At 61.0% G+C, this 19,942-nt stretch carries 16 protein-coding genes; 15 read left to right on the top strand and 1 reads right to left on the bottom strand.

All coding sequences use genetic code 11. From position 1 onward, the window contains the following. Positions 1-11: 11 nt before the first annotated feature. Positions 12-2,246: an EAL domain-containing protein gene (locus ACNOHI_RS08090; protein ID WP_420474160.1), complete on the bottom strand. Its 2,235-nt coding sequence runs from the start codon at positions 2,244-2,246 to the stop codon at positions 12-14. Between the two features lie 365 nt (positions 2,247-2,611). Here ACNOHI_RS08090 and aroC point away from each other — a divergent pair, with 365 nt between their 5' ends. The 15 genes from aroC (at position 2,612) to folC (ending at position 19,910) form a co-directional block, all read left to right on the top strand. Further along, positions 2,612-3,712: a chorismate synthase gene (aroC, locus tag ACNOHI_RS08095; RefSeq protein WP_420474161.1), complete on the top strand. Its 1,101-nt coding sequence runs from the start codon at positions 2,612-2,614 to the stop codon at positions 3,710-3,712. Between the two features lie 97 nt (positions 3,713-3,809). After that, a complete protein-coding gene (locus ACNOHI_RS08100) occupies positions 3,810-4,994 on the top strand; it encodes an MFS transporter (RefSeq protein ID WP_420474162.1) in 1,185 nt (394 codons plus the stop codon). After that, the gene (locus tag ACNOHI_RS08105; RefSeq protein ID WP_420474163.1) at positions 4,991-5,824 is read left to right on the top strand and encodes a M48 family metallopeptidase; all 834 of its coding nucleotides are present in this window, start codon (positions 4,991-4,993) and stop codon (positions 5,822-5,824) included. The genes ACNOHI_RS08100 and ACNOHI_RS08105 overlap by 4 nt, the downstream gene beginning before the upstream one ends. 156 nt (positions 5,825-5,980) lie before the next feature. After that, positions 5,981-7,384: a 3-isopropylmalate dehydratase large subunit gene (gene leuC, locus ACNOHI_RS08110; protein WP_420474164.1), complete on the top strand. Its 1,404-nt coding sequence runs from the start codon at positions 5,981-5,983 to the stop codon at positions 7,382-7,384. Positions 7,385-7,407: 23 nt separating this feature from the next. Continuing rightward, positions 7,408-7,530, top strand: coding sequence for an entericidin A/B family lipoprotein (locus ACNOHI_RS08115; RefSeq protein WP_088705887.1), 123 nt, complete (start codon positions 7,408-7,410; stop codon positions 7,528-7,530). A gap of 46 nt (positions 7,531-7,576) precedes the next feature. Next, positions 7,577-8,224, top strand: coding sequence for a 3-isopropylmalate dehydratase small subunit (leuD, locus tag ACNOHI_RS08120; protein ID WP_420474165.1), 648 nt, complete (start codon positions 7,577-7,579; stop codon positions 8,222-8,224). A gap of 25 nt (positions 8,225-8,249) precedes the next feature. Then, positions 8,250-9,323, top strand: a complete 1,074-nt coding sequence (gene leuB / locus ACNOHI_RS08125) for a 3-isopropylmalate dehydrogenase (protein ID WP_420474166.1) — start codon at positions 8,250-8,252, stop codon at positions 9,321-9,323. A gap of 41 nt (positions 9,324-9,364) precedes the next feature. After that, entirely contained in the window at positions 9,365-10,471 is a 1,107-nt protein-coding gene (asd, locus tag ACNOHI_RS08130; protein WP_420474167.1) for an aspartate-semialdehyde dehydrogenase, read from the top strand. 287 nt (positions 10,472-10,758) lie between these two features. Further along, a complete protein-coding gene (locus ACNOHI_RS08135; protein ID WP_420474168.1) occupies positions 10,759-13,773 on the top strand; it encodes a FimV/HubP family polar landmark protein in 3,015 nt (1,004 codons plus the stop codon). Positions 13,774-13,849: 76 nt separating this feature from the next. Next, positions 13,850-14,653 (top strand): tRNA pseudouridine(38-40) synthase TruA, encoded by an 804-nt coding sequence (gene truA / locus ACNOHI_RS08140; protein ID WP_420474169.1) that lies wholly within the window; start codon positions 13,850-13,852, stop codon positions 14,651-14,653. Continuing rightward, positions 14,650-15,354, top strand: a complete 705-nt coding sequence (locus tag ACNOHI_RS08145; protein ID WP_420474170.1) for a phosphoribosylanthranilate isomerase — start codon at positions 14,650-14,652, stop codon at positions 15,352-15,354. Before truA ends, ACNOHI_RS08145 begins: the two co-directional genes overlap by 4 nt. Positions 15,355-15,369: 15 nt before the next feature. Then, positions 15,370-16,638, top strand: a complete 1,269-nt coding sequence (gene trpB, locus ACNOHI_RS08150) for a tryptophan synthase subunit beta (protein WP_420474171.1) — start codon at positions 15,370-15,372, stop codon at positions 16,636-16,638. 124 nt (positions 16,639-16,762) lie between these two features. Then, positions 16,763-17,560 (top strand): tryptophan synthase subunit alpha, encoded by a 798-nt coding sequence (trpA, locus tag ACNOHI_RS08155; protein WP_420474172.1) that lies wholly within the window; start codon positions 16,763-16,765, stop codon positions 17,558-17,560. 94 nt (positions 17,561-17,654) lie between these two features. Further along, positions 17,655-18,527 (top strand): acetyl-CoA carboxylase, carboxyltransferase subunit beta, encoded by an 873-nt coding sequence (gene accD / locus ACNOHI_RS08160; RefSeq protein WP_420474173.1) that lies wholly within the window; start codon positions 17,655-17,657, stop codon positions 18,525-18,527. Positions 18,528-18,605: 78 nt separating this feature from the next. Beyond that, positions 18,606-19,910 carry a bifunctional tetrahydrofolate synthase/dihydrofolate synthase gene (gene folC / locus ACNOHI_RS08165; RefSeq protein ID WP_420474174.1) on the top strand — a complete coding sequence of 435 codons (1,305 nt, stop codon included), beginning with the start codon at positions 18,606-18,608 and terminating at the stop codon, positions 19,908-19,910. Positions 19,911-19,942: the final 32 nt, after the last annotated feature.

Below are 19,942 nucleotides of genomic sequence, written 5' to 3' on the forward strand. Positions count from 1 at the left end.
CGGGGAGGGCGTCATCTTGCCCCATTGTCCTTGAGCCAGGTCGTGAGCTGGTCGACCGTCATCGGGCGTGCGAACAGGTAACCCTGGGCCAACGGACATCCCAAGCTGGCGAGGATGCTGGCCTGGCGCTCGTCTTCCACGCCTTCCGCGACTACCGACAAGCCGAGGTTGCGGCCAAGCTGGATCACCATTTCCGCGATGCTGCTGCCGCGCGACGAGCTGGTAATTTCGGTGACGAAGCTGCGATCGATCTTGAGCCGGTCGGCCTGCAGGCGTTGCAGGTAGCTGAGCGACGAAAAGCCGGTGCCGAAATCGTCAATCGCAATGCTGACACCCGTCTGCCTGATCTCGCCAAGCAACTGGATGAGCGCGTCCGGCTCTTCCATGGCAATGGATTCGGTGATCTCGAGTTCGATCCGGGAAGGCGGGGCGCCGGTTTCGGCCAGCACGTTGCGCAGCGTGTCGAGGAAGCGCGGGTGGCGGAACTGGACCTGCGACACATTGATCGAAATCGTGAATTCCGTGTAGCCCATGCTGCGCAGGCGCATCAATTCCTTGCACGCCTCGCGCATGACGCGCTCGCCGATGTCGATGATCAGGCCTGAGTACTCCGCAATGGGGATGAATCGATCGGGCGGGATGAACGTTCCGTCCTTCGTACGCCAGCGCAGCAGCGCCTCGGCGCCAACCGGCCTGCGGGTCTGCAGATCGATTTGCGGTTGGTAGACGACAAACAGTTCCTTTTCTTCGTACGCATTGCGCAAGGCGTGCATCAGGCGCACCCGCTCGCGGATGTCCACGCCCATGCTGCGCGAGAAATAGAAATGACCGGCGCGCTGGAGCAATTTCGCGCGCTTGAGCGCGATGTCGGCGTCCTTGAGCGCGTCGGCACCGCCGCCTTCGTAATCCGCGAGGCGGACCAGTCCCGCGGTCGCTGAAAGCTGGACTTCCTGGCCATCGATGCTGAAGGCTTCGTCGAACAGGTCCAGCAGGACCGCAGGATTGACGAGCGACGCATCGCCGAGCACGCCGAAAGTGTCGCCGCCGACGCGTGCAATCGTGAGCTGGTTGCCAAGTTGCGCCTGCAGGCGCGCGGCGACGCCCAGCAGAAGCAGGTCTCCGAACTGATGGCCCAGGGCGTCGTTGGTTTCGGAAAAATGGTCGATGTCCACCAGCGCGAGAATCACGTCATTGCGCATCGGCATGCCGAGCGCTTCATCCACCAGTTCCCTGAGGCGCGTTCGGTTGGGCAGCTTGGTCAGTGTGTCGTAGAAGGCAAAATTATGCAGTCGCGTGACGAGCAGAACGTTATCGAGACCGACCGCGATATTGCGGCTGAAGACTTCAAGCAGTCGCTGGTCGATTTCATTGAGCGTCGCGCCGGTGTCGATGTAGGCGACAAAGTCCCGGTTCGCGTTGCCGCCAAAGTAGAGCGTTGCGAAATCCCTGCCGTAGATATTGGTGCGCTGATCGAGCGTCCGCTGCAGCAGGCCGGCAATGCGTCCGTCGCGTATTCCGGAAGCACTGTCCACCAGCTTTACATGGGGGCCACTGGCGGTGATCACCGTGAGTTCCTGCGCATTTGTGTGCTCCTGCACACAGAGCAATCCGCTGGAAGCCTGGTCCAGCAGCGTTGCCACCTGGGCAAGGATGCCGGCTGCAAAATTGTCCAGGCCATGCAGGGCCATCAGCTCGGCGCTCGCACGGACGATGCGGTCCAGGCCGCGGCGGCTCGCATTGATCGCGCGGATCTGTTCGTAGGAACGGATGGCGGACGTCACCGTCGTATAGAGCTTGATGCGCGTGAGCTCGGACTTCGTCTTGTAGTCGTTGATGTCGAAGTCGCGGATGGCGTCGATTTCCGGCGCATAACCGGGTTGGCCGGTACGCAGGATAATGCGCACTTCGGTGAGCTTCAGCACTTCGCGGATATGGCGAACCAGTTGCAGCCCGGAATCCTCCTGTTCCATCACCACGTCGAGGAGAATGACGGCGATATCGTCTTCCCGTGCCAGAAGTTCCCGCGCCTCCGACGCGGAATATGCATGCAGGAACTCGAGCGGCCGGTGCTGCATTTCCAGATTGTTCAGCGCAAACGTGGTGGCGGAATGGACGTCCGAGTCGTCGTCGACGATCAAGACGCGCCAAACCCCCTTTGCTTCGTGCGCTTCAGGAGTATCGGACGGCGGTGCGGCCTCGTCCATGAATACCAGATCGTCGTCGACTGACGCGGTCGATCTGTTCATAGTCCTCTCCAGGATGCGCTGGCTCTGTTCTGGAAACAGTACATATATTTCATCGGCGGCAATACGGCAGGTGGCGGCGCAGGCCGTCAGTATTATTGTCTGTTAAGTAATTCACGGGGAGCGCGTAGCGCGCAATATTCGACGCTCCCGCAAAAATCTTCGAAACACTTCTTGCAACCGAGTAACTGTCCTCGGATGGTGCACCATATTTTCCTTTGGCGCAATCTTCGTGCCCGCAACCGGATCTCCCTTTGCCGCATTCACGCTTCAACCGATGCTGAAGTTGCCTGTTTGTATCGCCTTTCCATCGTTTCGGCCGGGCGATACGCTAAAATCTAGCCTTTCCCGATCTTCCCCACATCATCATGTCCGGCAACACTTTTGGCACACTTTTCACCGTCACCACCTTTGGCGAATCACATGGACCCGCAATCGGTTGCGTGATCGACGGCTGCCCGCCCGGCATGGTGTTGTCTGAATCCGACATCCAGCCCGAACTCGACCGCCGCAAACCGGGTACCTCGCGCCACGTGACGCAGCGCCAGGAGTCGGACACGGTTGAAATCCTGTCCGGCGTCTTCGAGGGCAAGACGACGGGAACACCGATTGCGCTCCTGATCAGGAACGAAGATCAGCGCAGCAAGGATTACGGCAACATTGTCGACACCTTCCGGCCCGGCCACGCCGACTACACCTACTGGCACAAGTACGGCATCCGCGACCCGCGCGGCGGCGGAAGGTCGTCCGCCCGATTGACCGCGCCGGTGGTCGGCGCCGCGGCGATTGCCAGGAAGTGGCTAAAGGAACAATACGGGACGACCTTCAAGGGCTGCATGAGCCAGCTCGGCGAAATCGCGATTCCCTTCGAATCCTGGGATTACGTCCCCAACAACCCGTTTTTCGCTGCGAACACGACCGTTCTCCCGCAACTCGAGGCGTACATGGACGAGTTGCGCAAGGTGGGCGACTCTTGCGGCGCGCGCATCGATGTCATTGCGGAGAACGTTCCCGTCGGCCTGGGCGAGCCCATCTATGACAAGCTCGACGCCGACATTGCCTTCGCGATGATGGGCATCAATGCGGTGAAGGGGGTGGAAATCGGCGCCGGATTCAAGTCAGTCGCGCAGAAGGGCACGGAACATGGCGACGAGCTGACCCCTGAGGGATTCGTTACCAATAACGCTGGCGGCGTCCTGGGAGGCATTTCGACCGGACAGGACATCACCGTGTCCATCGCCATCAAACCGACGTCGAGCATTCGCACCCCGCGACGCTCAATCGACAAGTCAGGCAATCCCATCAACGTCGAAACCTTCGGACGCCACGATCCGTGCGTAGGCATTCGCGCCACGCCGATCGCTGAAGCCATGCTGGCGCTGGTGCTCATGGACCATGCGCTGCGCCACCGCGCGCAATGCGGCGACGTCGCCGTCACGACGCCGAAGATCGCTGCACGCGTCAAGTAAATTGCTCACAGTCCGGCCGGCGGTTTTGCCGCCGGGAATGTCCGGCGCTGAACAGGCGGGCGCCGGACGGAATGGCCAACTTGCCTGCAGCCTCTAAATGCTTCCCGTGCAGTCTTCGCCCTGGCCCAAGCAGTCATTCAGCTTCGCGCTGTTTTTCTTTGCGTACTACGGCTACGTTGGCGTGTTTTCGCCCTACGCCAGCCTCTATTTCGCCGACAAGGGCATGGCGGCGGCCCAGATCGGCGCGCTCATGTCGCTCATGCAGGTCATGCGCATCTTTGGCCCCAACCTGTGGGGCTGGGTCGCCGACCGCCACCAGCAACGCGTCACCGTTCTCCGCATTACGGCGATCGCCGCGGCAACCGCGTTCGTCGGCATGTTCTTCGGCCAGACCTTCGCGCAATTCTTCCTTGTCATGGTGGCCGTCAACCTGTTCACCAGCGCCCAGGGGCCCTTGTCCGAAGCCCTGATGCTGTCCGAAATGCGCGGAGACCTTACCCACTACGGGAAATTGCGCCTCTGGGGGTCGGTCGGCTTCATCCTGACAGTGACCATCGCCGGTCCGCTGCTTGACTGGTTGGGCATCTGGTTCATGCCGTGGATCACCCTCGCACTCCTCGTGCTGGTCGCCGTGTCGAGCATGCGCATGGTTGAGACACCGCATGGCGATCTGCACCAGTCCGTGCCGTCGGTGCTGTCGCTCCTGCGGCGGCGCGAGGTGGCAGCCTTCTTTGCGTCCACCTTCCTGATGATCGCGGCCCATGCGTCGCTCTACGTGTTCTACTCGCTCTATCTCGCGCAGATCGGGTACAGCAATACGGTGATCGGCTTGATGTGGTCGCTCGGCGTGGTGGTGGAGATCGTCTTTTTCTTCTACCAGGCCCCGATCTTCAAGCGCTTCGGTGTGCAAAGGCTGATGATCGCCAGCCTGTTGATTGCGGTAGTTCGATTCCTCATGATCGGATTGGGTGCACAATCCCTCATCGTGCTGCTGGTAGCGCAGGTGCTGCATGCCGCGACCTTCGGTGTGCACCACTCGGCATCCGTCGCCACGCTGCAACGATGGTTTTCCGGCCGTCTGCAGGCACGCGGGCAGGCGCTCTTCACCAGTATTTCCTATGGGCTAGGCGGCACGCTTGGCGGACTTGTCCTGGGTGGTTGCTGGGATACATTCGGTTCGCAATCGGTCTATCTGGTAGCGGCCTTGTTTGCACTTGGCGGGACAGGGGCGGCGTTCCTGTCCTACCGCTGGCAACCGCATCATCATGAGGAGAGAAAATGAAAACGATCGTCAAGAAGATGTTCCTGAAGCAGATGCTCGCGGCTGCGGGCATGCTGGCACTGGTGTCATGCGAGACGGTGCAGACCACCCAAAGCGGCGCGGTCGGCGTCAACCGGGAGCAGCGCATGGCCGTACCGGCAGAAGCGCTTGAGCAGGCGGCGCGCGAACAGTACACGGCCTTGATGGCGCAAGAGCGGCAGAAGGGCACGCTCAACCGCAATCCCTCTCAGGTCGAACGGGTGCGCGCGGTCGCGAACCGCATCGTGCCCCAGACAACCGTGTTCCGCCCGGATGCGCGGGCCTGGGCGTGGGAAGTCAATGTCCTCACATCGCCCGAAGTGAACGCCTGGTGCATGCCCGGCGGAAAGATGGCGGTGTATACCGGTTTGATGGAAAAGCTGCAGATTACCGACGACGAACTGGCCGCCGTCATGGGTCATGAGATCGCCCACGCCCTGCGTGAACACGCGCGGGAAAGGGCGTCGGAACAGGCGGTGGCGGGCACGGTGATTTCGGTCGGGGCAGCCCTGATGGGCTTGGGCGAACTGGGGCAGAAGTCGGCCGAGTACGCGTACATGGGGCTGTTGGGATTGCCGAACTCCCGCCGCCATGAAACCGAAGCGGACCGCGTCGGTATCGAGCTGGCAGCCCGCGCCGGATACGATCCCCGCGCCGCTGTGACCTTGTGGCAGAAAATGGGGCAGCTGGGTGGGGGCGAGCCTATCAAGTTTCTCTCCACGCACCCTTCGCAGTCGGACCGCCTGGCCGACCTGACCGCGTACTCGCAGCGGGTAATGCCGCTCTACGAGCAGTCCAGAAAACAGCGCTGATTGCAAAACAGTCAACCACAAACGCCCGCGAGCCTCCGCCGCGGGCGTTTTTCATTGGGCCGGCGCGGCTCGCGGCCCGGTTTTGCGGCGCACAACTATGGCATAATCGAGAACTATTTTCACCGTTTTGCGCGGCTCTTTGCTCGCTTTCGACACATGGCTCAAACGCTCTACGACAAACTCTGGGAATCCCACGTCGTCCATACCGAGGAAGACGGCACCGCCGTCCTCTACATCGACCGCCACCTGGTGCACGAAGTCACCAGCCCGCAGGCATTCGAAGGCCTGAAACTTGCTGGCCGCAAGCCGTGGCGCATTTCCGCCAACCTGGCGGTGGCCGACCACAACGTGCCGACAACCGACCGCGCCAACGGCATCGCGGATCCGGTATCCCGCCTGCAGGTCGAAACGCTTGATGCGAATGCCCAGGAATACGGCCTGACCTATTTCAGCATGCGCGACAAGCGTCAGGGCATCGTCCACGTCATCGGGCCGGAGCAAGGCGCAACCCTGCCGGGCATGACGGTTGTCTGCGGCGATTCGCACACTTCTACCCACGGCGCGTTCGGCGCGCTGGCCCACGGCATCGGCACCTCGGAAGTCGAGCACGTGCTCGCCACCCAGACGCTACTGGCCAAAAAATCTAAGTCCATGCTGGTGCAGGTCGACGGCGCGCTGCCGTTCGGTGTCACTGCCAAGGACGTCGTGCTGGCCGTCATCGGCAAGATCGGCACCGCGGGCGGCACTGGCTATGCGATCGAATTCGCAGGCTCCACCATCCGTTCGCTGTCGATGGAAGGCCGCATGACCATCTGCAACATGGCCATCGAAGCGGGTGCCCGCGCAGGCATGGTTGCCGTGGACGACACCACGATCAACTACGTCAAGGGACGTCCGTTCGCCCCGGTCGGTCCGCACTGGGACCGCGCCGTCGAATACTGGAAGACGCTGCACTCCGACCAGGGCGCCAAGTTCGACATGGTCGTCACGCTCAACGCCGCCGAAATCAGGCCGCAAGTGACTTGGGGCACCTCGCCCGAGATGGTCGTAGCCATCGACGACCGCGTGCCCGATCCGGACAAGGAAAAGGATGCCGTCAAGCGCGACGCAATGGAAAAGGCACTGGTCTACATGGACCTCAAGCCGAACACCGCGATCTCCGACATCCGCATCGACAAGGTGTTCATCGGCTCCTGCACCAACTCGCGCATTGAAGACCTGCGCGCGGCCGCTGCCGTTGTGCGCGGCAAGTTCCGCGCCTCCAACGTGAAGCTGGCGATGGTGGTGCCCGGTTCCGGCCTCGTGAAAGAGCAAGCCGAGCGCGAAGGCCTCGACAAGATCTTCAAGGACGCAGGCTTCGAATGGCGCGAGCCGGGCTGCTCCATGTGCCTGGCAATGAACGCCGATCGCCTTGATCCGGGTGAGCGCTGCGCCTCGACGTCGAACCGTAATTTCGAAGGCCGCCAGGGGCAAGGTGGACGTACCCACCTGGTGTCTCCGGCGATGGCCGCTGCAGCAGGCATCCAAGGCCACTTCGTCGACGTTCGCGCGCTGCGCTGACGGTTTCAAGGGAGGACATAAAAATGAAAAAACTGTTCGCACTCGTTATCGCCGCTCTCGTGCTCGCCGGCTGCAACACCGTCCAGGGCATCGGCAAGGATGTGAAGAAGGCAGGCGAAGTCGTCGAGAACGCTGCAAAGAAATAATGGAAGGACAGCCGCCCGCACGCGGGCGGCGACAGAGATCAGGACCATGGATAAATTCACCGTACACGAAGGCTTGGTTGCACCGCTGGATCGCGCAAACGTCGATACCGATGCCATCATCCCGAAGCAGTTTCTGAAGTCGATCAAGCGTTCCGGCTTTGGCCCGAACCTGTTCGACGAGTGGCGCTACCTCGACCATGGCGAACCCGGCATGGACAACTCGAAGCGTCCGCTGAACCCGGACTTCGTGCTGAACCAGCCGCGCTACCAAGGCGCATCGATCCTGCTGACCCGCAAGAACTTCGGCTGCGGCTCGTCCCGCGAGCACGCGCCTTGGGCGTTGCAACAGTATGGCTTCCGTGCCGTCATCGCCCCGAGCTTTGCCGATATCTTCTTCAACAACTGTTTCAAGAACGGCGTACTGCCGATCGCCCTGTCCGAGGCGCAGGTGGACCAGCTGTTCAATGAAGTGAAGGCATTCCCGGGTTACAAGCTGGTGATCGACCTCGAGAAGCAGCTCGTCAGCACGACCAACGGCAGCGCGAGCTATGCCTTCGACGTCGACGCCTTCCGCAAGTACTGCCTGCTGAACGGCCTGGACGACATCGGCCTGACCCTGCGCCACGCCGACAAGATCCGCGCCTTCGAAGAGCGCCATCTCGTCTCGCAGCCCTGGCTGGCCAACACGATTTAACAAAACAGATAGCAGACGGAACAAGATGAAAATCGCAATCCTGCCGGGCGACGGCATCGGCCCCGAAATCATTGACCAGGCTGTCCGGGTGTTGAATGCACTCGACGAAAAGTTTGAAATGGAAACCGCGCCGGTCGGCGGCGCCGGCTACGAGGCGCACGGCCACCCGCTGCCCGAAGGTACGCTCAAGCTGGCCAAGGAAGCGGACGCCGTCCTGTTCGGCTCCGTCGGCGATTGGAAATACGACAAGCTCGACCGTCCGCTGCGTCCCGAGCAGGCGATCCTCGGCCTGCGCAAGAACCTGAACCTGTTCGCAAATTTGCGTCCGGCCATCCTTTATCCGGAACTGGCGGGCGCATCCACACTCAAACCCGAGGTTGTTTCCGGCCTGGACATCCTGATCATCCGCGAACTGACCGGCGACATCTACTTCGGCCAGCCGCGTGGCGTACGTGAATGCCCGGATGGCCCGTTCAAGGGCGAGCGTGAAGGTTTTGACACGATGCGCTATGCGGAATCCGAGATCCGCCGCATCGCCCACGTCGCGTTTCAGGCGGCGCGCAAGCGCAACAAGCGCCTGACCAGCGTCGACAAGGCCAACGTGCTCGAGACCTTCCAGTTCTGGAAGGACATCGTCACCGACGTGCACAAGGAATACCAGGACGTCGCGCTCGATCACATGTACGTGGACAACGCCGCGATGCAGCTGGTCCGCGCGCCGAAAAAGTTCGACGTGATCGTCACCGGCAACATGTTCGGCGATATCCTGTCCGATGCCGCAGCAATGCTCACCGGCTCCATCGGCATGCTGCCGTCGGCGTCGCTGGACGCCAACAACAAGGGCCTGTACGAACCCTCGCACGGTTCGGCTCCCGACATCGCGGGCAAGGGCATCGCCAATCCGCTGGCCACTATCCTGTCGGCCGCGATGATGTTGCGCTACTCGCTGAACAAGGCGGAGCAGGCCGACCGTATCGAAAATGCGGTCAAGAAGGTACTCGCGCAGGGACTGCGCACGCCGGACATTTATGAAGACGGCACGACCAAGGTCGGTACCAGGGAAATGGGCGACGCTGTCGTGAAGGCGCTGGCCTTGTAGGAAAAGTTTTTTGTTATGGTGTGCACTTGAGGGAGAAAATCGTGAAGTTAGTCGGTCTGGTAGGTTGGCGTGGTATGGTGGGCTCTGTCCTGATGCAGCGCATGCAGGAAGAGGGCGATTTCGATCACATCGAGCCGGTATTCTTTTCGACGTCCAATGCAGGCGGCAAAGCCCCGGCAATGGCGAAGAACGAAACCGCGCTGAAAGATGCCAACAATATTGATGAACTCAAGAAGTGCGAGATCATCATTACCTGCCAGGGCGGCGACTACACCACCGAGATTTTCCCGAAGCTGCGCGCAGCCGGTTGGAACGGTTACTGGATCGACGCGGCTTCCACGCTGCGCATGGCCGATGACGCCGTCATCATCCTCGACCCGGTCAACCTGCACGTGATCAAGGACGCCCTCGGCCGCGGCGTGAAGAACTACATCGGCGGCAATTGCACGAACTCCATCATGCTAATGGGTATGAATGGCCTGTTCCGCGAAGGCCTGGTCGAGTGGGTCAGCTCCATGACCTACCAGGCTGCATCGGGCGGCGGCGCCAACCACATGCGCGAACTGCTGAAGGGCATGGGCGTGATCCACGCCGCTGTTGCGGACGAATTGGCCACTCCGTCTTCCGCCATCCTCGACATCGACCGCAAGGTTGCGCAGACCATCCGCAATGACGTCCCGACCGAGTACTTCCCGGCTCCGCTGGCTGGCGGCCTGATCCCCTGGATTGACAAGCAGCTCGACAACGGCCAGTCCAAGGAAGAGTGGAAGGGCCAGGCTGAAGTCAACAAGATCCTCGGCAACAAAAACACGATTCCCGTTGACGGCCTGTGCGTGCGTATCGGCGCCATGCGCTGCCACAGCCTCGCTCTGACCGTGAAGCTGAAGAAGGACGTGCCGCTGGCGCAGATCGAGGAAGTCATCCGCTCGGGCAACCAATGGGTGAAGTGGGTGCCGAACGATCGCTCGATCACCGAGAAGGAACTGACGCCGGCATCCATCACCGGCGGTCTCGAAGTCGGCGTGGGCCGCGTGCGCAAGCTGAACATGGGACCGGAATACCTGTCCGCGTTCGTCATCGGTGACCAGCTGTTGTGGGGCGCCGCCGAACCGCTGCGCCGCATGCTGCGCATCGTGCTCGATAACTGACCTTATTTATAGATATATCGTTGTTGCAAATTGCTGGGGCCTGTCGCCGTGGTTCATCGAACCAAGGAATGACAGGCCCCAGTTTCGTTGCCAATCCACAACAGCCATTTCGACAACGCCAAGGGGCCCGAACCCGCGCCGGTTGTGCAGCACTTAGTAACTTGGTTACACTTGCGCGCCTAAGTCCATGATGATATGGTGAAAGTTCCCCCGATCAATGTTACATTGGCGCCGTGATTGTGCCCGCGCCAGATTCGCGAACGGAATGCCCTCTTATGCCATCCAAAATGCATTCAAATAAACGCCCCACTTCCGGCCTGTTCAATTTGAAGACCTTAAGTGCGGCCGTTGCCTCCGCGCTGGTGTTTTCGAATGCGTATGCCGCAGGACTCGGAAAGCTGACCGTCCTGTCGTCCCTGGGGCAGCCGTTGCGGGCCGAGATCGAGCTGACAGCCGTTTCGAAGGATGAAGTGGGGGCACTCACCGCGAAGCTGGCTTCCGCAGAAGCCTACCGCCAGGCGAACATTGACTTTCACCCCGCGCTGATGACGCTGCGCTTTGGGGTGGAGCAGCGGGGGGATCGCCAGTTCATTCGCCTGTCGTCTTCGCAGCCGCTGAATGAGCCGTTCGTCGACATGCTTCTGGAATTGAGCGGTCCGAACGGCCGTCTGGTGCGCGAATATACCTTCCTGCTGGATCCGGCCGATCTGCGTACGACACAGTCCGCCCAAGTCGCGCCGACTCCGGTGCCGGAGTCCGCAGCACCCGCCGCACAACCACGTACCGCACAAGCGGAATCGGCGCCTGCGTCCCGTGCCGCATCGCCAGCCCGCGTTCAGCGTGCCGAGCCGGCACCTCGTGCAGCACGACCTGCACCGGCACCGGTTGAAGCCGGCGCCGACGCGTCCCAAGGTGAATACCGTGTGCGCAACGGCGACACCCTGGCCCGCATTGCGAACCAGGTGAAGCCGAGCGGCGTGTCCCTGGACCAAATGCTGGTTGCCTTGTATCAGTCCAATCCCGACGCCTTCGTCGGCAATAACATGAACCGCCTCAAGGCGGGACAGATCCTCTCCGTGCCGGAAGCAGACAAGGCGCGCTCGATCAGTGCTGCCGAAGCGCGCGGCATCGTGGTTGCGCAGTCCGCCGACTTCAACAACTATCGCAACAAGCTGGCAGGCCAGGTTGCCTCGGCTGCACCGCAGAAATCGGCCGAGTCGAAGCAGACGGCTGGCGGCAAGATTACCGCGAAGGTTGAAGAGAAGGCGACTCCGGCGTCGGAATCCAAGGACAAGCTGAAACTGTCAAATGCACAGCCTGCACCCGCCGGTGCCGCGGACAAGACCGGGCCTGCAACGCAGGAAGACAAGATCGCGCGCGAGAAGGCAATCGCCGACGCAAATTCCCGCGTCAAGGAACTCGAGAAGAACGTCACTGAGCTGCAGAAGCTCTTGGAAGTCAAGAACAAGGCGCTCGCAGACCAGCAGAAGCAAGCGGATGCCGCAGCGACGAAGCCGGCGGCTCCTGCCGCTCCTGCAGCTGTAGAACAGAAACCTGCCGAAGCAAAGGTCGAGAAGCCCGCCGAAGTGAAGCCCGCGGAAGTGAAGTCGGCAGAGAGCAACGCGGAGAAGCCGGCTCAGCCCGCCGCGCCGCCCGTCAGTGCAGCACCTGCACCGGCTCCTGAAAAACCGAAGGCCGTCACGCCGCCACCGGCTCCTGCACCCGAACCGCCGAGTTTCTTCGACGAATTGCTTGGTAACCCGATGGTGTTGCCGGGTATCGGCGCCTTGCTCGTCGCACTCGGCGCACTCGGTGTCTACCGCGCTCGCCGACAGAAGCAAAGCAAGCAGTTCGAAGACAGCATCATCACCGACTCCAGCCTGAAGGCCAATTCGCTGTTCGGCTCGACCGGTGGGCAGAGCGTGGATACCAGCAACAGCGTGTTCAACTCGAGCTTCGCTCCGTCGGCCAGCCAGCTTGACACCAACGAAGTGGACCCGGTAGCCGAGGCCGATGTTTATATCGCCTACGGCCGCGATGCACAGGCAGAAGAAATCCTGAAAGAAGCGCTGCGCACGCAGCCGGATCGCCACGCCGTGCGAGTGAAGCTGCTCGAGATCTACTCCAACCGCAAGGACCTGCGTGCCTTCGAAGTACTGGCAACGGAACTGTACGGTTTGACGAAGGGCGAGGGCGACGACTGGGCGCAGGCAGCATCCATGGGTGCCGCCATCGATCCGAACAACCCCCTGTACGCCGGCGGAAAGAAAGACGATGCCGACGTGCCGCTGATCGCGCCGACCCAGCCTCTGGACGAGCAAGGTCTTGCGACCCTGTTGTCGTCCACGCAATCAGACACGTCGCAGCTGGGAACCATCGACGGTCTGGATGCCGACGCGTCGTATTTCAACAACACGGAACTGGCAGACGAAACCGCGAATACGCCTGCTCCTGCAGTTGAGCCTGAAACCGAGCCGGAACCAGAGCCTGAGAACAAGGTCACGTCGAATGACCTCGACTTCGATCTCGATGGCATGCAGGACCTTGTGCCGCCGAATACGATTCCGCGTCCTGCGCCGGCAGAACCGCCGGCTGATCTGACCTCGATCGACTTCAACTTCCTCGACGAGCCTGCCAAGCCTGCTGAACCCGAAGCCGCAAGCACGCTGGACATGACCCCGGCGCCCGAGCCCCTGCCGGACACGACTGCCGAGCTGAGCGCCTCGATCCCGCCGATCGACGATCTCGAGTTCTCGCTGGGCGATGACAAGCCTGCTGAAGCTGCCGCGCCGGCGTCATTGGTGGAAGACATCTCGCTGGATGCGTTGGCACCGCCGGCCGAGTCGAGCATTCCGGAAATCACCGACTTGTCCCTGCCCATGGAAGAGCCGAAGGCAGAAGTGCCGGCAGCTGATCCCCTTGATTTCGACCTGTCAGGCATCAGCCTCGAGTTGAACCCGCAAGAGACAAGCGCTGCGGACATTCCCGCGACCGAAGAGATTGCTCCGGAGCCGGTTGCCGAGTTCGACATGGGTGAAAGCGAACCCGCTGCACCTGCACCCGCCGAAGCTGCCGCCTCGCTTGAGCTTCCGGATCTGGACTTCGATTCGATGAACACCCAGATGCTGACCGACGATCCTGATGCGAACAGTGCGGAAATGGCAACCAAGCTGGATCTCGCGATTGCCTACCAGGAAATCGGTGACAAGGAAGGTGCACGCGAACTGCTGGACGAAGTCCTGAAGGGTGGTACGCCGGAACAGAGTGAACGCGCCAAAGCCTTGTTGCTCGAACTGGCGTAATTCTTCGCGTTTTATTTCGACGGGCGCAGCGTGATGCTAGCGCCCGTTTTTCTTTAGCAAGCAGATTGAGGTCGATGTGAGGCGGATAGTGCTCGGAGTGCAGTATGACGGAGCGCCATGGCGCGGCTGGCAAACCCAGCCGTCCGGGGGCACGGTGCAGGATACGCTTGAAGCGGCACTCAAGCGCTTTGCATTGGTCGATATTGCGACAACGTGTGCCGGACGCACGGACGCCGGCGTGCATGCGCTTGAACAGGTGGTGCACTTCGACACGGAGCTCGACCGCGAGATGTTTTCCTGGGTACGCGGCGTGAATGCATTCCTGCCGCCCTCCATCGCCGTCCGCTGGGCATGCGAAACGCCGCGTGACGACCAGGATGCATTCCATGCCCGTTTTGGTGCGACGTCCCGCACCTACCATTATGTCATCTACAACCATCCGGTGCGCTCGCCGCTGCTGGCGGGCAAGGCAGGATGGGTATTCCGCCCGTTGCAGGTGGAGCCGATGCGCGCGGCGGCCCTGCATTTGCTTGGCACCCACGACTTCTCCGCCTTCCGCGCCGCGGAATGCCAGGCCAGGTCACCTGTCAAAACGATGCAGGAAATCCGGATCGAACGACGGGGCGACCTGATTGTCGTTAGTCTGACAGCGAGCGCTTTCCTGCATCACATGGTGCGCAATATCGTCGGCTCATTGATTGTTGTCGGCAATGGCAACCAGCAACCCGGTTGGCTGGCGGAGATCCTTGCTGGCCGCGACCGCAGCCTTGCAGCGCCGACATTCATGCCCGATGGCTTGTACCTCGCAAAAATCGCGTACGATCCCAAGTGGCAGCTCCCACAGGAATCGGCACCGGGAATGCCTTGGTTCGAAGCATGAATACCGCCCTGATGAACGATGATCAAGAAATGATTTCACGCACACGTATCAAGATCTGCGGCCTGACTCGTCGCGAGGACCTTCAGGCGGTAGTGGCGGCGGGAGCGGATGCCGTGGGACTGGTTTTCTACGAGAAAAGTCCACGGTACCTATCGCCTTCCGCCGCTGAGCAGCTTGTCGCCGGTTTGCCGCCATTCGTGACGACCGTCGGTCTCTTCGTCAATGCATCGAAGGAGGAAGTCCAGGCCGCTGTAACGCAGGCGCCAGTTTCCCTTTTGCAATTCCACGGCGATGAAACCTTGGAACAATGCGTTTCCATTGCCGAAGCGGTGAACCGCCCCTTCGTCCGGGCAGTGCGGATGGGCCCGGAAATGACCGGCGAGGATTTGCTAAAATACGAGCAACAGTATCGCGCCGCCAGCCAGCTGTTCGCTGGATTGCTTCTCGACGCCTTTGTCGAGGGATATGGCGGCGGTGGAAAGGTTTTCGATTGGTCTCTCATTCCAAAAGAGCTCGCGCCTCGGGTCGTTTTGAGTGGTGGCTTGAGCGTGCAAAACGCCACTGAGGCAGTGCTTCAGGTGCGCCCCTACGCCGTCGACATCAGCAGCGGCGTCGAACAATCCAAGGGCATCAAGGATCCCGCCAAGATCCGCGATTTCATCGCGGCAGTACGCAAGGCGGACGCTTCCCCAGGCAATTGAAGAGAGAGAGTCAACATGAAAGAACTGAACGCGCTTGAGAACTTCGCCGAGCGCCAGGCGACGCCGACCACGGCCCTTTACCAGACCGCCGAATACAACCTTCCCGATGCCCGCGGCCATTTCGGCCAGTACGGCGGCAGCTTCGTCTCCGAAACGCTGACCTACGCGCTGGACGAACTGAAGAAGGGTTATGCCCACTTCCGTACCGATCCCGACTTCCTCGACGAATTCAACCGCGAGCTGAAGCATTTCGTCGGCCGCCCCAGCCCGATCTACCACGCCAAGCGCTGGTCCGAAATGCAGGGCGGTGCGCAGATCTACTTCAAGCGCGAGGACCTCAACCACACCGGCGCGCACAAGATCAACAACGTCATCGGTCAAGCCCTGCTCGCCAAGCGCATGGGCAAGCCACGTGTCATCGCCGAAACCGGCGCCGGGCAGCACGGCGTTGCAACCGCAACGATTTGCGCGCGTTTCGGCATGGAGTGCGTGGTCTACATGGGCGCCGAAGACGTCAAGCGCCAGGTGCAAAACGTCTACCGCATGGAACTGCTTGGGGCGAAGGTCGTGCCCGTCGAGTCGGGGTCGAAGACGCTCAAGGACGCGCTCAACGAAGCGATGCGCGACTGGGTTACTAATGTCGAAAACACCTTCTACATCATCGGCACAGTCGCAGGCCCGCATCCGTATCCAATGATGGTGCGCGACTTCCAGTCGGTCATCGGCAAGGAATGCCTGGAACAGATGCCTGAAATGACGGGACGCCAGCCCGACTATGTCGTCGCCTGCATCGGCGGCGGCTCGAATGCGATGGGTATTTTTTATCCGTACATCGACCACAAGGATGTGCAGCTGGTTGGCGTCGAAGCCGCCGGAGAAGGATTGGAAACCGGCCGTCATTCCGCATCGCTCATCGGCGGGTCGCCGGGCGTCCTGCACGGCAACCGTACGTATCTGCTGCAGAACGAGGACGGTCAGATTATCGAAACGCATTCAGTGTCGGCGGGTCTCGATTATCCGGGCGTCGGCCCCGAGCATGCGTACTTGAAGGACGCTGGACGCGCGAAGTACGTGTCGATCACGGACGACGAGGCGATCGAGGCATTCCACAACTGTTGCCGTATCGAAGGGATCATCCCCGCTCTCGAGTCGAGCCACGCGCTGGCCTATGCGGCCAAGTTCGCGGCGACGCTCCCGAAGGACAAGATCATCCTCGCGAATCTTTCCGGCCGCGGCGACAAGGACATGCATACCGTTGCCGAGCGCATGAAGAAGAAGTTCTGAAGCGGCAGTACCTGACCCGATCCCATAACAATCGTCGACCGGACGGATGCCGGGATCCAGCGAAGTCGCAAGACTCCACTGGTTTCGGCAAATTCCTCCGGACGGCAACAATGCGAACCGCATCATGTCCAGAATCCAATCCACCCTGGCCGCTCTGGCCGAAAAGGGCCGCAAAGGCCTGATTCCCTTCATTACTGCCGGCGATCCCGCACCGGAACTGACCGTTTCCCTGATGCACGCGCTCGTTGCCGGCGGTGCCGACATCATCGAACTTGGCGTACCTTTCTCTGATCCAATGGCGGACGGTCCCGTCATTCAGCGCGCGTCCGAACGCGCGCTTGCGAATGGCGTGGGTATGCGGCACGTTTTGCAATTTGTTAAGGAATTCCGCGCATCGAATCAGGCGACACCGGTAGTGCTGATGGGATACGCCAACCCGATCGAACACATGGGCGCCGGGAAATTCATTGACGCGGCCAAGCAGGCGGGTGTCGACGGCGTGCTCGTTGTGGACTATCCGCCCGAAGAGTGCGAGGACTTTGCTGCGGCGATGAAGGAAAAGGGATTGGATCCGATTTTCCTGCTCGCGCCGACATCGACTGCCGCACGCATCGAGCAAGTTGGCAAGATTGCAAGTGGTTACGTGTATTACGTGTCGCTGAAGGGGGTGACGGGCTCCGGCCATCTCGATCTGGAAGGCGTTTCGAAAAAAATGCCTGAGATCAAGAAGCACGTGCGCGTGCCGGTTGGCGTGGGCTTCGGCATCCGGGATGGCGCGACGGCGAAGGCGATTGCGTCCGTTTCCGACGCCGTCGTCATTGGCAGCCGGATCATCCAGGAACTGGAAAATACGCCTCGCGAGAACGCGGCCCAGGCAGTGCAAGCCTTCATTTCGGGCATCCGCAAGGCGCTGGACGAGTAAGTTGCGATATCATTTTGTCATCCAATCCTTGTATTGGCGCGCGGCAAGGCCGGCGGTACAATGCCGCAACCCGAAAATTTGAGATGAGGTATTCATGAGTTGGCTTGAAAAGCTGCTTCCCCCGCGCATCCAGCGTTCCGATCCCGCCAACCGGAAATCCGTGCCGGAAGGACTCTGGGTCAAGTGCCCGTCGTGCGAGGCAGTGCTTTACCGTACCGACCTTGAATCCAATATCCACGTCTGCCCGAAGTGCGACCACCACATGCGGATCCGCGCCCGCGAGCGCCTTGATGCGCTGCTCGACGCTGGCGGCCGCTATGAAATCGGCCAGGAAGCGCTTCCGGTCGATTCGCTCAAGTTCAAGGACAGCAAGAAGTATCCGGACCGTCTCAAGGACGCCATGGAAGGCACCGGCGAGACCGATGCGCTGGTTGTCATGGGCGGCTCGATCATGTCGCTGCCGGTCGTTGTGTCCTGCTTCGAGTTCGAGTTCATGGGCGGTTCCATGGGCTCCGTGGTCGGTGAGCGCTTCGTGCGTGGTGCTCAGGCTGCACTGGAACAGAAAGTGCCGTTCATCTGCATTACTGCCACTGGTGGGGCGCGCATGCAGGAAGGCCTACTGTCGCTCATGCAGATGGCCAAGACCACCTCGATGCTGACCAAGCTCTCTGAAAAGAAGTTGCCGTTCATCTCGGTACTGACTGATCCGACAATGGGCGGCGTGTCGGCCTCGTTCGCGTTCATGGGCGACGTCGTGATCGCCGAGCCGAAGGCCCTGATCGGCTTTGCCGGCCCGCGCGTGATCGAAAATACCGTGCGCGAAAAATTGCCGGAAGGCTTCCAGCGAGCAGAATTCCTGTTGCAGAAAGGTGCTGTCGACATGATCGTCGACCGCCGCAAGATGCGCGAGGAGATCGCGCGTCTGCTGGCGCTGCTGCAGAACCAGCCCGCAGAAGTCCTGGCCTAAGAACCTCATCCAACGGAAAGCCCGGACTGAAGCAGGTCCGGGCTTTTCATTTTCCAGGCGTCCATCACACCTCCAGCCATGCAAAACCTTCCCGCGACACTGGCCGATTGGCTCTCCCTCCTCGAGACGATGCATCCCAAGGCCATCGACATGGGCCTGGACCGTGTCCGGCAGGTGAAGGACAGGCTGGGCATTCATTTCGACTGCCCGGTCATCATTGTCGGCGGCACGAACGGCAAGGGTTCGACCTGCGCCATGCTGGAGTCGATCCTGATGCACGCCGGTTACCGCGTCGGCCTGTACACTTCGCCGCATCTGCTCGATTTCAACGAGCGTGCGCGTGTGCATGGCGAACCGGCCAGCGATGAGGCGCTGGTCGCACAGTTTGCCGCCGTCGAGGCGCAGCGCGGCGATGTGTCGTTGACGTACTTTGAATTCACGACATTGGCGATCCTGCGCTTGTTCGCACAGTCCGGCTTGGATGCCGTGATCCTCGAAGTGGGCCTCGGTGGACGGCTGGACGCAGTCAATATCATCGATGCCGATGTCTCGATCGTCACCAGCGTCGACATCGACCATACCGAATATCTTGGCAATACACGCGAAGAGATCGGCTTCGAGAAGGCCGGCATCTTCCGTCCGGGCAAAGCCGCGATTTGCGGCGATCCGGTGCCGCCCAAGTCGCTCATCGACCATGCCCATGCAATCGGTGCCGATCTCTGGCTGTTCGGGCGCGACTACAACTACTCCGGCGACAAGCAGCAATGGAATTACGGCGGGCGTTCCCAGCGGCGCAATTCACTCGGTTATCCGAGCCTGCGCGGTGCAAACCAGTTGCTGAACGCATCTGCGGCGCTTGCTGCACTGGAAGCGCTCCGCGACCGCCTGCCCATCGGCGCGCAGGAAGTGCGCAACGGACTGGTCATGGTCGAACTGCCGGGACGCTTCCAGGTGCTGCCCGGACGCCCGTCGGTCGTTCTCGATGTCGCGCACAATCCGCATGCGGCGGCGACTCTGGCCCAGAACCTGAACAACATGGGTTTCCATGCCTATACCTTTGCCGTGTTCGGCGCCATGCAGGACAAGGACATCGCCGGCGTCGTCCAACACCTGAAGGACATCGTCGACCACTGGTGCCTCACCGACCTGCCGCTGCCGCGCGCGGCGACCGCCGCTCAGCTGAAACAGGTGCTGCTCGATGCGGGTATCGCGCCAAGTGCCACGCCCGGTTCGGAAAAGACCATCGAGACCTTCGAGTCACCCGCTGCCGCGTTCGCGAACGCACAGAGCAGAGCAGGGGAGAATGATAGAATTGCGGTTTTCGGATCGTTTCTCACCGTTGCAGGCGTGATGGAAGCGAAAAGATCCGGGAAACTGTCCTGATCGGCATGCAGTTCTTTCAAGACGGTTTCCGA

This window comes from Noviherbaspirillum sp. ST9, from assembly GCF_048799745.1.
Classification (GTDB): Bacteria; Pseudomonadota; Gammaproteobacteria; order Burkholderiales; family Burkholderiaceae_D; genus Noviherbaspirillum.

What these genes read in the sequence shown, in the direction of transcription:
- ACNOHI_RS08090 (WP_420474160.1), bottom strand. Translation starts at nt 2,246, where the DNA reads ATGAACAGATCGACCGCGTCAGTCGACGACGATCTGGTATTCATGGAC.
- aroC (WP_420474161.1), top strand. Translation starts at nt 2,612, where the DNA reads ATGTCCGGCAACACTTTTGGCACACTTTTCACCGTCACCACCTTTGGC.
- ACNOHI_RS08100 (WP_420474162.1), top strand. Translation starts at nt 3,810, where the DNA reads ATGCTTCCCGTGCAGTCTTCGCCCTGGCCCAAGCAGTCATTCAGCTTC.
- ACNOHI_RS08105 (WP_420474163.1), top strand. Translation starts at nt 4,991, where the DNA reads ATGAAAACGATCGTCAAGAAGATGTTCCTGAAGCAGATGCTCGCGGCT.
- leuC (WP_420474164.1), top strand. Translation starts at nt 5,981, where the DNA reads ATGGCTCAAACGCTCTACGACAAACTCTGGGAATCCCACGTCGTCCAT.
- ACNOHI_RS08115 (WP_088705887.1), top strand. Translation starts at nt 7,408, where the DNA reads ATGAAAAAACTGTTCGCACTCGTTATCGCCGCTCTCGTGCTCGCCGGC.
- leuD (WP_420474165.1), top strand. Translation starts at nt 7,577, where the DNA reads ATGGATAAATTCACCGTACACGAAGGCTTGGTTGCACCGCTGGATCGC.
- leuB (WP_420474166.1), top strand. Translation starts at nt 8,250, where the DNA reads ATGAAAATCGCAATCCTGCCGGGCGACGGCATCGGCCCCGAAATCATT.
- ACNOHI_RS08135 (WP_420474168.1), top strand. Translation starts at nt 10,759, where the DNA reads ATGCATTCAAATAAACGCCCCACTTCCGGCCTGTTCAATTTGAAGACC.
- ACNOHI_RS08145 (WP_420474170.1), top strand. Translation starts at nt 14,650, where the DNA reads ATGAATACCGCCCTGATGAACGATGATCAAGAAATGATTTCACGCACA.
- trpB (WP_420474171.1), top strand. Translation starts at nt 15,370, where the DNA reads ATGAAAGAACTGAACGCGCTTGAGAACTTCGCCGAGCGCCAGGCGACG.
- trpA (WP_420474172.1), top strand. Translation starts at nt 16,763, where the DNA reads ATGTCCAGAATCCAATCCACCCTGGCCGCTCTGGCCGAAAAGGGCCGC.
- accD (WP_420474173.1), top strand. Translation starts at nt 17,655, where the DNA reads ATGAGTTGGCTTGAAAAGCTGCTTCCCCCGCGCATCCAGCGTTCCGAT.
- folC (WP_420474174.1), top strand. Translation starts at nt 18,606, where the DNA reads ATGCAAAACCTTCCCGCGACACTGGCCGATTGGCTCTCCCTCCTCGAG.